This window comes from Streptomyces sp. P1-3 (assembly GCF_050613155.1).
Taxonomy (GTDB): domain Bacteria; phylum Actinomycetota; class Actinomycetes; order Streptomycetales; family Streptomycetaceae; genus Streptomyces.
On sequence record NZ_CP192512.1, the window covers coordinates 7791178 to 7803754 of the forward strand.

The 12577-nt window shown below is 69.6% G+C and carries 10 protein-coding genes; 7 read left to right on the plus strand and 3 right to left on the minus strand.

All coding sequences use genetic code 11. The annotated features are described in order from the left end of the window. Positions 1-122: 122 nt before the first annotated feature. Positions 123-4427, plus strand: a complete 4305-nt coding sequence (locus ACQUSR_RS33380; protein ID WP_431047089.1) for a hypothetical protein — start codon at positions 123-125, stop codon at positions 4425-4427. A gap of 67 nt (positions 4428-4494) precedes the next feature. On the opposite strand, the gene ACQUSR_RS33385 is transcribed toward ACQUSR_RS33380, so the two are convergent. Next, positions 4495-5106 carry a lipoprotein gene (locus ACQUSR_RS33385; RefSeq protein WP_431047091.1) on the minus strand — a complete coding sequence of 204 codons (612 nt, stop codon included), beginning with the start codon at positions 5104-5106 and terminating at the stop codon, positions 4495-4497. A gap of 378 nt (positions 5107-5484) precedes the next feature. Between ACQUSR_RS33385 and ACQUSR_RS33390 the strand changes: the two genes are divergently transcribed. Together ACQUSR_RS33390 and ACQUSR_RS33395 are read left to right on the plus strand one after the other, a co-directional pair. Next, positions 5485-6366 (plus strand): hypothetical protein, encoded by an 882-nt coding sequence (locus ACQUSR_RS33390; RefSeq protein ID WP_431047093.1) that lies wholly within the window; start codon positions 5485-5487, stop codon positions 6364-6366. A gap of 213 nt (positions 6367-6579) precedes the next feature. Continuing rightward, on the plus strand, positions 6580-7431 hold the full coding sequence (locus ACQUSR_RS33395) for a calcium-binding protein (RefSeq protein ID WP_431047094.1): 852 nt from the start codon (positions 6580-6582) through the stop codon (positions 7429-7431). Between the two features lie 318 nt (positions 7432-7749). Here the strand turns inward: ACQUSR_RS33395 and ACQUSR_RS33400 are convergent, their stop codons facing one another. Further along, positions 7750-8067, minus strand: a complete 318-nt coding sequence (locus tag ACQUSR_RS33400) for an ArsR/SmtB family transcription factor (protein WP_304460012.1) — start codon at positions 8065-8067, stop codon at positions 7750-7752. Between the two features lie 101 nt (positions 8068-8168). On the opposite strand from ACQUSR_RS33400, the gene ACQUSR_RS33405 reads away from it, so the two are divergent. The 3 genes from ACQUSR_RS33405 (at position 8169) to ACQUSR_RS33415 (ending at position 10259) form a co-directional block, all read left to right on the plus strand. Continuing rightward, positions 8169-8495 (plus strand): putative quinol monooxygenase, encoded by a 327-nt coding sequence (locus ACQUSR_RS33405; protein ID WP_431047097.1) that lies wholly within the window; start codon positions 8169-8171, stop codon positions 8493-8495. Positions 8496-8817: 322 nt separating this feature from the next. Further along, positions 8818-9933: a tyrosine-type recombinase/integrase gene (locus ACQUSR_RS33410; RefSeq protein WP_431047099.1), complete on the plus strand. Its 1116-nt coding sequence runs from the start codon at positions 8818-8820 to the stop codon at positions 9931-9933. Next, a complete protein-coding gene (locus ACQUSR_RS33415; protein WP_431047101.1) occupies positions 9930-10259 on the plus strand; it encodes a helix-turn-helix domain-containing protein in 330 nt (109 codons plus the stop codon). Before ACQUSR_RS33410 ends, ACQUSR_RS33415 begins: the two co-directional genes overlap by 4 nt. Before the next feature lie 259 nt (positions 10260-10518). Here ACQUSR_RS33415 and ACQUSR_RS33420 read toward each other — a convergent pair whose 3' ends face one another. After that, the gene (locus ACQUSR_RS33420) at positions 10519-11067 is read right to left on the minus strand and encodes a hypothetical protein (RefSeq protein WP_431047103.1); all 549 of its coding nucleotides are present in this window, start codon (positions 11065-11067) and stop codon (positions 10519-10521) included. Between the two features lie 49 nt (positions 11068-11116). Here ACQUSR_RS33420 and ACQUSR_RS33425 point away from each other — a divergent pair, with 49 nt between their 5' ends. Beyond that, positions 11117-12478, plus strand: coding sequence for a hypothetical protein (locus tag ACQUSR_RS33425; protein ID WP_431047104.1), 1362 nt, complete (start codon positions 11117-11119; stop codon positions 12476-12478). The last annotated feature ends 99 nt before the right edge of the window (positions 12479-12577 follow it).

Here is a 12577-nt window from a genome sequence, read left to right on the forward strand (position 1 = left end):
CAAGGCGTGTACTGGTCGAGCAGACTCGGGCCCGTGGGTGAGGGCCTCTTCGGCTGCGCCGGTTCGCCGAGTCCCAGGCGGACAGGCGTGTCAGGCGGCACGGCAGCAAATAGAGTGAGTCCATGGCCGCTGTACGGGGGAGCGACGTCCTCGAAGCGTCGCAGGTGCGGATCTGCTCGGCCGCCGGTGAGGTGATCGGTGCCGGGTTCCTCGTCGCCGCCGATGTGGTGTGCACCTGCGCCCATGTCGTCGCCGGGGCGCTCGGGGTGCCGGATGCCCTGGAGCGGGCGCCCGGCGAGCCGGTGGACCTCGACTTTCCCCTGCTGGTCGGCCGCCCCCGGGCGCGGGCGACCGTGGTGTCCTGGCGGCGTGGCGGGGCGGACGTCGCGCTGCTGCGGCTCGATACGGCAGTCGAAGCTGCCCGGCCGGTGCCGCTCGTCGACGGGACCGGCGTGTGGGGGCACACATTCCGAGCGCTGGGCTACCCGGTCGGCGCCGATCGCGGCGTATGGGCGTCGGGCACGCTACGCGCCGGGCAGGGCTCGGGCTGGGTGCAGATGGAGGCGCAGGCGCCGGGGCCGCGCATCGCGGAAGGGTTCAGCGGGGCGCCGGTCTGGGACGATGCGCAGGACGGCGTCGTCGGGATGACGGTCGCCGCGCACCGGGGTGAGCGCACCGCGTATCTGTTGCCGTCGGCCGAGCTGGTCGACGAACAGACACTGTGGCCGCGCTGCCCGTTCCAGGGGCTCGCGGCGTTCACGGAGGACGACGCGGAGTTCTTCCACGGCCGCGACAGCGACACCTCCCGCGTGCACACGGCCGTGTGCAGGCGGCCGGTGACGCTGGTGGCGGGCCCCTCGGGGTGCGGGAAGTCGTCCCTCGTACGGGCAGGGGTGCTGCCCCGGCTGCGGGCCGAGGGCATGAGCGTGTCCGAGCTGCGGCCCGTCCCCGGGGTGCGGGTGGCCGCCGTGCTCGCCCGGGCGCTGACCGGGGTCCTGGAGCCGGGGCTCGGCGAGGTCGAACGGCTCGCCAGGTCCGAGGAGCTGGCAGGGCTCCTGGAGGCCCGCGACGATGTGCCCGCCGAGCTGCGCAGCAGGGTCCTCGCCTGTGGAGAAGGCACCGGGCACGTCCTCTTCGTCGACCAGCTCGAGGAGTACACGGGCGCCGACCCGGCCGCGGCGCGCGAGCTGTTCGGGCTGCTCGCCGCGCTGGCGGGCAAGGACGGCGCGGCCGTGCTGCGGGTCGTCGCCACCGCGCGGCCCGACTCCCTCGACGTGCTGGTGACGGCCGACACTGCCGACCTCGTCAGCGACGCCGTGCAGTTCCTGGCACCGCTGGCCGCCGATGACCTGCAGTGGGCAGTGACCGGGCCCGTCGACGCCGTACCGGGGTTGTGGTTCGAGCCGGGGCTGCCGGAGCGGATCGTCGCGGACGCGGGCGACGAGCCCGGGCGGATGCCGTTGGTCCAGTTCGCCCTGACCGAGCTGTGGAAGCGCCGCACCCGCTCAATGCTCACCCACGCCGCCTACGACGACTTGGGCGGCGTCGCGGGCGCCCTCGTCGGATACGCGGACGAGGCATTAGCCAGTCTCACACAGGCACAACAGGACTATGCCAGGCGGCTGTTCGTGCAGCTGGCCCGGCCCGGCGACGGCGACACCTTCCGCCGCAGGCCAACCCGCACCGCCGACCTCGCCCCCGAACTCCTCGGCCTTGTACGAGAGCTGGCCCCCGGCAAGCTCGTCGTCCTCTCCCGTGCCCCGGGTGGTGCCGAGCAAGAGGAGATCGTCGATCTGGCGCACGAGGCGCTGACCGAACTCTGGCCACGCCTCAGGCAATGGCTCGTCGACTCCCGGGACGTCCGCCTCTGGCAGGAACAACTGCGGGCCGACCTGCACCGCTGGCAGACACAGCACCGCGAGCCCGCCCGCCTGTTGAGCGGAACCGACCTGGCCGAGGCCGACCGCAGGCTGGCCGAGCACCCCGAGGACATCTCCGCGGACGAGCGCGGCTACATCCTGCTCAGCCGCCGCCACTCCCGGCGCGGTGCCCGCCTCAGGCAGGCCGCCGTCGGGGCGCTGGCCGTTCTCACGGTGCTCGCCGTCGTGCTGGCGCTCGCCACCTGGCAGAGCCTCCAGCGCACCCAGCAGCAGCTGCGCACCCAGGCTGCGGGCCTACTCGCCCAAGCCGCCGAGGACCGCCCGGGCAGCGATCCCGCCACCGCGTTACAGCTCGCCCTGGCCGCGTGGAACACCCAGGAGACCGCCAAGACCCGCCAGGCCCTGCTCCACCAGTACGTGCGTGGGCAGTACCTGGTGGGTAGCCATCCGTCGGTGTGGCGGGGCCGGGTCACCGGCATGGACGCCACCCCGGACGGCCGCACCCTCGTCGTGCAGTCGAAGCCTGGCGGCGGCGACCAGTCGACGATCACCGTGGTCACGGGCGCTCTCCAAGGCAGACCCCGGGCGCGGGAGCTGAGGGGCGTCCCAGAAGGGACGCTGAGGACCGCCATCAGCCCGGACGGCCACTTCTTCGCCGCGACCGCAGGCGAAGGGGTACGGCTGTGGCGACTGAGCGACCCCGAGCACCCCGCGATCCTCGAACTCGGCGACCACGACATCCCTGAGAAAGCCGGTGGAAACCTGGACTTCAGCAGCGACGGGAAGCGGCTGCTGCTGACATTGGACGACAACTCCATAGAGTGTTCCAACGACACCCGGCGGTGCACCCCCGCGTTCGCCGGAGCGTGGCAGGTACCCTCCGGCGCCCCCATCGACGTACCGGACCGGCTGATCCCCGAGACGGGGCTGAAGGAGGCCGCGTTCACCTCCGACGCGAACACCGTCGTGACGATCAGCTACACAAAGGACGATCGCCAGCGTATGGAGGTCAGAGACTTCACCACCGGCCGGCTGCGGCACACTTCCACCGTCGCCCCGGCCCCCCTCAGCGGTGCGAGGCTGCAGGCCGGCGGTGAGATTCTCGTCAGGACGGACACCACCACCCCGTACGCACAAGTACTCGGCCGCACACCCGGCCGCAAGACCGAGCTGCCGCCCACCGCCGGGAGTCAGCCGGACGCCACCGCGCAGTACGGCATCGACGACCTGGGGATCGTGGCCGGCTCAAGGGCCTCGGTCGGCGGAGGCTACGCCGAGCCGACCCTGACCGACCTGCGCACCGGGCACATCTACCGCACCCGTATCCCGACCTCGGGTGACACTCCTGCCGCGTACACAGGTGTCGCGGCGGTGCCGCGCGCGGGCGGCGGGCTCACCGTCCTCGTGCCCGTCGGCACGGCGCTGATGGCGGTGCGGGCCGAGCGGGCGGGTGGCGAGGAGTTCCAGGAGGACACCGGGGCGGCCAAGTACGCCCTGTCGCCGGACGGGCGTTTCGTCGCCCGGACCTCCGACCGGCGGCTCGAGGTCCTCGACACCTCCCGTACCCGCCGCCGGTCGGTGTCGCTGCCGCCGCATGTCAACACGGCGAACTGGATACCCACGTGGACGGCGGACTCGAAGCGGATCGTGGTGTGGGGCGAGGGCGGCAACCTCTACCGGTCGTACTCCGCACAGGACCTGAGCAACAGTGTGCCGCTCGACGATGTCGTGCCGGGCGCCAAGGAACTGGACGGCATCACCGAGTTACGGGGTGGGGAAGTGGACAGTGTCGCTGCGTCGCAGGGCAGCGAGATCGTCCTGCTGACCGTGGACGGTCGGCTCTCCCGCTTCGATGCCGTCGACGCGGCCGTGCGCACCCGGCCCTTTTTCGTCCACCCCGCACCGAACTGGGCCGGCACCGGCGCCACGAACGAGATCTTCCTGCGCGGCGGCCAGCTCCTCGCCCGTCCAGGACATCCCGGGCAGGTCGCCGCGGTGACCAGGACGGGAAGCCTGCGTGGCGAGATCCTGCTGTGGGACGTCCGTGCCCCGCGGCGCATCACAACACTGACGGGGCCGACCATCACCGTGCCATTCAGCACCGACACCGTCCCCAGCGCGCTCGCCTTCAACGGGGACGGCACGCACCTCGCCGTGCGGAACTCCGATGGTCAGGTGCGTGTGTGGGATGTCGACCGAAGGAAGCAGCTGGCCCACAGCGCACTCCGCTCGAGCAACGACACCCTGCTCGGGTTCGGACCGGGCGGCAGCGTCATCACGTACCTCTCCGGCAAGAAGCAGGTCCAGATCCACAACCTGACGGGCGACGGCGCCTCCGACACCCTGGCAGTCACGGACGGAGACTGGATCGCAGGCTTCGTGCACGGGCACCGCCTGACCCTTGAGAACGGCGCCCTGCGCCAGACCTTCGACCTGCGCCCCGACACCCAGTTCCGCACCTTGTGCGCCGCTGCCGGGCGCGACTACACCAAGGCCGAGCGCAAGCTCCTCCCGGAGGGAACGCCGTCGAAGCCGCCCTGCGCCTGACAGGCCCCGCAGGAGTCATGTGCCGCACAGGCGCACCGCAACTGGTGTCGCTCAGGAGGTCAGGAAGTCAGGAAGTCAGGCCGAGGGTTTTCTTGGCCAGCTCGAACGCCGGGAGCATCGCCTTGTGCTCGTCTGTGTTGAGCCCTCCGAGATGGATGACCACGCCACCGTGCTTCGTCATCACGGCCAGCGCGCGTTCGGTCCTGACCTCGCCGGCGGACAGATCGGTGACGTTGTAGCTGGCCTCGGTGGCGGGCAGGTCACCGGCCTTGACCTCGCGGAACTTGACGTTGCTCTCGAAGTTCTCGGCGGCGACGAACTTCTTTATCAGGGCGCGGGATGTGCCGCCGGGCGCGGCGGCGCCCTTGGTGCCGGACCACACGGTGAGGAAGCCGATGTGCCCGGCGGGCTTGGCGTCGAGTTGGCAGGCGGGCGTGAGCGGCCCCTGATGGCCGAGCGGGCCCATCTGGTCCACCGTCGCCTGCGTGATGGCGTCCGCCTTCCAGGACGTCGCGAGGGTGAAGTGCACCGGCAGTTCGCACGCCGTTCCCTTGTCGCCCAGCTTCTTCTCGGCGACCTTCTCCTTCTCCTTCTCGTCCCCGCCCCAGCTGAACGAGCATCCAGTGAGCACGCTCATCGCGGCCACCCCACCCACCACGGCCTGCGACACCTTGCGCATTCCGAAAATCCCCCACCCTTGGCCATGAAGTTTCGAAAATTCGCCGCAGCTTATACGACAAATTTGATCGCGAACCACACCGTTTTCCCGATGTCGCAGGAGCGGGGGTGCGCGTCCCCCCTCCGTCCGACAGGGCGGAGATCAGCGCCGGCCCGCGTCCCGACTCATCCCCGACTTTGCGGCCACGACGACGAGAAGAGGGCAATCGACGGTGTGCCCAAGGCCACCCGTGGCCCGATGAGCTGGGGCGAGGGGGCAGGCGACCTCATCGTGACGTGACTGAAGTCACATGGCGGTTGGTGAGATTCGTTGTCGGATCCCCACCGTCCCGGGGCCGAGAAGGGAAGCTGTTCTCGATCTCGTAAGGAGCTTGGCCGGATGACCGCCCGCCCTGTCGCCGCACACGTGACTGACGCGCCGCCTGCCCCCGCGCGCTTACCCCTGGGCGCCCCGCGCGTGACGTACTTCTCGGCGAGCTTGGACCGGCGCAGCCTCATCCTCGTCTCCAGTGAGCATCACCGGCCCGTCACCGTGGCGGTCGAAGCGGATGGTTCGCTGTCGACGCGGCTGTTCACGACCGATCCCGCCCTGACCGGCGCGCCGCAGTTGAACGATGCTCCCGAGGTGTCGGTGCAGTCCTTCAGGGCACTGGAGAAGGGGACCATCCAGCTGGCGTACGCGTTGCGTGCCCGGCAGGCGGCGTTGGAGGGGCGCGAGCACCTGGTGGACCACTTCACGTTGGAGGTGCTCGGCCGACGTGGTGCGCGGTGGCGGGAGGCTGTGTCGACCGCCCTTCTGGGGGACTGGGCCGAACCGCTGCAGAGCCAGGGCCGGCTCGGCCTGGACGGCATTACCAGCCTTCGGCGGGAGGCTGAGGTGCTGCATCGGCAGTTGATGCCGCTGTGGCGTCGCCGTACCCAGGGGCATCGCTTGCTGCTGCTGGATACCCCGCTCGGTGACGGTCTGAGCTTGTACGACCTGGTGGCAGACCGGGTCCATCGCCAGGACGACGAAACCGGGGTCGGTACGGATGATGCCCGGCTCGCCGCCGTTCTGCGCGCCTTACACCCCGAGGAACGGGCGGTGGCGCTGGCCTGGGGGCAGGCGGGTGTGGCGACATGGGCCGAAGCGGCCCTGTGCGCGGGGGCCGGCGATCCGGCGGTCACAGGCGAACGCGTGCGGCGGAAACTCAAGCGCCTGGCCGCCCGCCACCGTGAACGCGTCGTCGCGGCCGCTGCGACCCGGGCGGCCGCAGTATGAACGTCCTCGCCGCCGCGCTGGCGGAGTTCCTCGGTGGCCTCGCCGTCGCTGCACGGTGGCGGCCAGCCCGCACAAGCGGGGCTGCCCACGCCTCGGCCACCGCCTGGTCCGCCGTTGTTCATGATCGATGGCGCAACTCCGTTCTCGGAGCCCTGGTCTAACCCAGTGACCACAAGCACCACGGCGCACCGACATCCCGAAGGGCCCTTCCGCATGCGCACCTACAGCACCATCGCTGCCACCGCCACCGCCACCCTTTCCCTCGCCCTTGGCGCAACCGCCCTCGCGGCGCCGGCCGCCCAGGCAGCCCCGAGGGCCACGACCACCGTCGTCCACGAGGACAGCGAGCTCTGGTACAAGGCCGCCCCCGGCCAGCAGAACAAGCTGGCGGTCGACGAAGAGATCGAGCGCCGCGGTGAGTTCGAGTCGTACTACGTCCTCACCTTCCGCGACCGGTACGACATCGCCATCGACGCGAGTGCGGCGAGCGCGGACGAGTGCACATACCCCACGCAGGGCGACCGCACCGTCGTGCGCTGCGCGGTCGAGATCCCGGAGAACTCGGATGACTCGGACAGCTATGACATCGACCTCGGCGACAAGGACGACACCGCGACGCTCGAATCGGACAGCGGCGCATGGGCCGGGGTCTACGGCGGCAAGGGCAACGACGTGCTCAAGGGGTCCGCGTCTGCCATGCTCCACGGCGACGACGGTGACGACCGCCTCGACGGCGGCGGTGGTCCGTTCGGCTTCGGCTCCTTCGGCGGCCCGGGGAACGACACCCTCACCCACTGCGGGCAGGACTGCTCCGGCGGAGCCGGGAACGACTCCCTGACTGGTACCGGCGAGGAGAACAACCTGCACGGCGACGACGGCAACGATGTCCTGCGCGGCAGGGGCGCCGTCGACGTCCTCTACGGCGGCAAGGGCAACGACAAGCTGTACGGCGAGGCGGGTGACGACACGCTGTGGGGCAACAGCGGTGACGACGTCCTGTGGGGCGGCCCGGGCACCGACAAGCTCTCCGGCGGCCCCGGCCGCAACGAGCTGCACCAGGACTGAGCTTGCTTTTCAAGTCCCGAGATGGTTGCGCTCGATGACCGTCTCGGGGCGTTTGGTGGTTCTATCCACGTCGTGGCGGGTAGCTGGCCGCCGGTTTCTTCGAGCCGAGCGGCTGTCCCGGGCCCCGGTGTCCTGTCGCAACGCATGTGAGACATGAAAGCGTTTCGACCTGTGGCGTTGCCAGATGGTTTGAGAATCCGGGTTCCTGACGTTCTCAATCGACCTGGCTTTTGCGGAAGTCGTGTCTGCCGTGGACACGGCGTCAACGCGAGCGTGAGTCAGGGCGCTGGTGTGAATGGGACCGCCCCGCTCCTGAGCTCACTCCGCCGGCTCGGCTGCCACGATGCCCAGCAGTCCAGGAAACCGCTGCTCGATGTCGGCCCGGCGCAGGCTGGCCATCCGGCTGTTGCCCCGGTCGACCTGCCGGATCAACCCGGCCTCGCGCAGTGCACGGAAGTGGTGCGTGACCGTCGCCTTGGAGACCGGCAGCCCGAAGGAGCTGCACGTCCGCGCCGCGCCGTCGGGTTCGGCTGCCAGCTCACGCACCACTCGGCGGCGCAGCGGATCTGCCAGCGCGGAGAGTACCGGGCCGAGCTCGATCTCCTCGACGCTCGGGTGGCCTTCACCGTCGGGCATTCGGGACACCTCCCTTCAGGTATGGATTGCATCGTACCTATGAGTTCGGTAGCGTCCGGCAGGTACGAGATTGATTGTACCTATCAGGGGGAGAACCCTGCATGACTCAGCCATTCGCACTCGTCGGCACCGCTTGCCCCAAGCCCGAACGCGCCGAGGAGTTGAAGCAGCTTCTGCTCTCGTTCGTCGAGCCGACCCGGCAGGAGTCCGGCTGCCTGGAATACCACTTCCACGAAGATCGCAATGACCCCGGCGTCTTCGTCTTCTACGAGGTCTGGCGCTCCCAGGCCGATCTCGACGCCCACCTTGCCCTGCCCCACATGCAAGCCTTCTGGGAGCGGCGCATGGACTACCTGGAGACTGACCTCGACGTCCGCTTTCTCGCCATGCACAGCCCCTACAAGTCGGCCGGACGGACTGGAGCGTGACCCCTGGCTCCCCGGTGACGCCGCACCGATCTTGAACGTCTCAACCGGCCTCGCCCCTTCAGTGCAGGCCGGACGCATCCGGTGCGGCGCCGCTCTGAGCGCGATGACGTGAGAATCCGCCAGCACGGCTGAGACCCCGCGAGAATCCGCCAACTGGGATGCGACGGGACAGCGGCGGTCTGTGCGACATTCCGCGAGTTCCCCTGAGCCCTGCTGCGTCCTTGCCCCCGTGGCCAGCGCGTTCTGTCTCCTTGGGGTGTTCTTCGAGCTGGTGACGTAACTTCAGAATTCGTGAAGCGTTCTCACTTCGTCCGATCGATCCGTGATCGGGGTGAAGGCGAGGAGGCTCGGGTTGGGGCTGGCGGCCGTACGCGACCTGCGCGACCTGCGCGAGTTCCGCGATCCGGTCTCGGCGGAGGAGCTGGAGCAGTTCGAGACCGACGCGCTTGCCGGGTTCGTCCTCGCGCGGGCTTCGGCGGGGCTTGCGGACGGCACCATCCGCGGGGACGTCGGGCACCTGGACCAGATGCGGGCCTGGTTGGGTCGGCCCCTGTGGGATATGGAGCCGGCTGACGCCGACGGGTACTTCGGGAAGGTGCTGCGGGAATCACCGAGTGGCACCCGGCTGGCCCGCGCGCAGGCGCTGACCACGTACTTCCTGTTCCTGGAGCTGCGGCACAAGGTCGAGATCCATCGGATGACCGGGCGGGTCGTCGAGTGCCCGATCGACGAGATGAACCGGCCGCGGGGATCCAAGGACGCGGCTTTGCGGATCCCGCCGACCGAGCCGGAGATCAAGACACTGTTCACCGGCTGGGGCGGCGAGCTGGCGACCTGCCGCAAGTTCGCCCCGACCGCGCGGAACTACACCGCATCGAAACTGATGTCGCAGGTCGGCCTCAGGGTGAGCGAGGCATGCAAACTCGACCTTGCCGACATCAAGTGGGACCTGGGCCGCTTCGGCAAGCTCCACGTGCGCCACGGCAAGGGCGCCCGCGGATCGGGCCCGCGCGAGCGGATGGTGCCGCTGATCAACGGCGCCGACCGCACGCTGCGGTGGTTCATCGAGGACGTCTGGGGCCAGTTCGACGACGACCACACCCGACCCGGTGCCCCGCTGTTCCCGTCCGAGCGCAAGAACTCCGACGGCTCCTCGCGTCGGGTCGGCGACGACGCGTTGCGCAACGGCCTGGCCGCCGCGGCGAAGGCCCATCTGCCCGGCTGGGCCGACACGCTCACGCCGCATGTCCTGCGGCACTTCTGCGCGTCCGAGCTCTACCTCGGAGGGCTTGATCTGCTCGGGATCCAAGAGGTCCTCGGTCACTCCTGGATCGCCACGACGATGCGGTACATCCACGTCCAGCAGACCCGGGTCGAGGACGCCTGGGTGGCCGGGCAGCAACGGGCCGCGAAGCGGCTGGAAGGACTGATCGGATGAAGTGGAACCTGCGGCTGACCGCCGCGAACAAAGGGATCTGGAAGGCGTCCGAGCTCCAGCGGAGCCTGGCCGAGCACGGCTTGGTGATCTCGGCCGGCAAGATGTCCGGCCTGTGGTCCGGCCAGCCGGTCTCCCTCAAGCTGGAGGATCTGGACGTGATCTGCGTCGTGCTCGGCTGTGAGATCAGCGATCTGCTGATTCCCGAGCCAGGCAAGGCCAGTCGCCCGGGTCAGCAGGCTGGCGTTCAGGAGGCCACGACCGGGTCAGTAGTGGCCCAGGCCGTCGTGCCCAAGCGCCGCGACGGCCGTTCGTTGCCGCCGATGTGACCTGGTCACCATCACTATGGGGAAGATCAGCGAGAGCAAGCCGGCGGCCTCCTGCTCGGGTTGTTTCGCCTGGGGGCAGTTGCCCGGCCGGTTCTGCCGCGGCTGTTATACCTACGGCCAACTACACGCCGTCGGCGAATGTGTCGGCTGTCGGCGGCAGGTCCCGGTCGATGACAAGTACGGCTACTGCCGCCTCTGTCGGGCTCAGGCGACCTGGGCGATCAAGGCCAGTGGCAAGGCTTCGGTGATCGAGCCGTACTTACGGCAGGTGACCTGCCAACAACTGTTCTTCGCGAACCTCCAGCGGCCCAAGAACGGCGGGCCGCGGGTCGGCAAGGCCGGGCGACGCCTGCTGAAGCCACAGCCACTTCCCGAACCGCATCGCGTGACCACGGCATCGACGCAACTGACGCTGTTTACCATCGCTCGGGACTTCCACCGGTTCAACCGGGAACTCCACGCCGACCTGGCCAATCCCTGGCTGATCCGGGCCCGGCAAGCCGCTCGGGCGCTGGGAGAGGCCCGCGGCTGGAGCCGCTGGATCACTAGCGACGTGAACCGAGCCCTGGTCATCGTGCTGTCCGGCTTCCGCGAAGGCGAGTCGATCCGATACTCCGAGCTCTTCCCGGCCCTGCGTGTCCGGGGGCTTCCCGTCGTGCGGATCGCCGAAGTCCTGGACCGCCTTGGCCTGTTCGTCGACGACCGCGCCCGTCGCGAACCGGCTGCCCGACGGCCCGCGCTGCCAAAACTGCCGGCCGAGGATCACCGCAGAGTGCGGCATCTGCGGCCGGACGGCGCTCTGCGACATGTCCCGAGCCACCGGCCAGCCCTGGTGCGACCGCTGCCAGCATCGGTGGGTGTCCTGCAGCGGCTGCGGCGCCGCCGCGCAGGCCCGCAGCGGCACCTGGGAGGCGCCGCTGTGCGCGAAGTGCACCAACCCCGACCCGGACTTCTGGGGCCGCTGCCCGGTTTGCACCATCACCTGGCAGCTCAGCCCCCGCCCCTGCCAGCGATGCGTCCTCGACCAGCAAGTACGTGACCTTCTCGGCGATGCCAATGGCGCTCTCCGGCCCGAACTCTCCCCGTTCCACGAGGCGTTGACGAAAGCCGAGCGCCCGGACATCGCCCTGGCCTGGATCTCCCGCTCGAAAGCACGAGATCTCCTGGAGCGCATAGGGCGCGACGAGCGGCCCGTCACCCACGAGGTCCTCGACGAACTACCTCCGGGCAAGGTGCTGGCCCACCTGCGCAGTGTCTTGGTCGCGACCGGCGCCCTGCCGCCCCGCGACGAGCGGCTTATCGCCCTGGAGAAATGGATCACCACCACGGTCCAGGGCCGCACCGATCTCGCCGAGCGCCGCGTTCTACATGGCTACGCGGTCTGGCATCACATGCGCCGGCTCCGCCGTCGCATCGGCGACGACCACACCACCCGGCTCCAGGATCTGAACGTGCGCTGCCACGTCACCGCGGCCGACAACTTCCTCACCTGGCTCGCAGGCGAAGGGCTCACACTGGAGGCCTGCACCCAGCCGGATCTGGAACGCTGGATGGCCGACTCCACGGTCAGCTACCGCGACGAGACCGGCCACTTTGTCCGCTGGTCGGTACAGCACCGACATGCCCGCGGCTTGACCTACGGCACCGTCCGCTGGACCGGCCCGCTGAGTACCATCGACAGCGAGAAACGCTGGGCAGACGCCCGCCGCCTACTTAACGACGACACGCTTCCCACCCCGGACCGCGTCGCGGGACTGCTGCTGATCCTCTACGCGCAGAAGATCGCCACCATCAGCCAGCTCACCGTCGACGACGTCACCATCGACGGCGACACCGTCGCGATCACGTTCGGCACCTCGCCGGTCGTCCTCCCCGCACCGCTGGCCAGCTTGGTTCGCGAATTCATCGCGACCCGCCGCGGCAAGGCCAAGATCGGCACCCCCGACGACGTCCCATGGCTGTTCCCCGGTGGCCACCCGGGACAGCCCCTCTCCGACAGCCAGATCGGCAAGCGCCTCCACCGAATTGGAGTCCGGCCCAAACAGGACCGGTCCACTGCGCTGTTCACCCTCGCGACCGAACTCCCCGCCGCAATCCTCGCCCGGATGCTCGGCATCCACATCAAAGTCGCCGTCCAGTGGCAGCAGGCATCCGCCGGGGACTGGGCAGCCTACGCCGCCGATGTCAGCCAACGGGCCTCACACTCGGACCAGCCGTAAGGGCCGACTCTCCGTCTGACGTCCGCCGTCCGGGTCGGCCAGGACGCTCGCCTCACCAACGGCGGCCTGGGCGACGTACCGAACGACATCCCCCAGGCC

What these genes read in the sequence shown, in the direction of transcription:
- ACQUSR_RS33380 (WP_431047089.1), top strand. Translation starts at nt 123, where the DNA reads ATGGCCGCTGTACGGGGGAGCGACGTCCTCGAAGCGTCGCAGGTGCGG.
- ACQUSR_RS33385 (WP_431047091.1), bottom strand. Translation starts at nt 5,106, where the DNA reads ATGCGCAAGGTGTCGCAGGCCGTGGTGGGTGGGGTGGCCGCGATGAGC.
- ACQUSR_RS33390 (WP_431047093.1), top strand. Translation starts at nt 5,485, where the DNA reads ATGACCGCCCGCCCTGTCGCCGCACACGTGACTGACGCGCCGCCTGCC.
- ACQUSR_RS33395 (WP_431047094.1), top strand. Translation starts at nt 6,580, where the DNA reads ATGCGCACCTACAGCACCATCGCTGCCACCGCCACCGCCACCCTTTCC.
- ACQUSR_RS33400 (WP_304460012.1), bottom strand. Translation starts at nt 8,067, where the DNA reads ATGCCCGACGGTGAAGGCCACCCGAGCGTCGAGGAGATCGAGCTCGGC.
- ACQUSR_RS33405 (WP_431047097.1), top strand. Translation starts at nt 8,169, where the DNA reads ATGACTCAGCCATTCGCACTCGTCGGCACCGCTTGCCCCAAGCCCGAA.
- ACQUSR_RS33415 (WP_431047101.1), top strand. Translation starts at nt 9,930, where the DNA reads ATGAAGTGGAACCTGCGGCTGACCGCCGCGAACAAAGGGATCTGGAAG.
- ACQUSR_RS33420 (WP_431047103.1), bottom strand. Translation starts at nt 11,067, where the DNA reads ATGTCGCAGAGCGCCGTCCGGCCGCAGATGCCGCACTCTGCGGTGATC.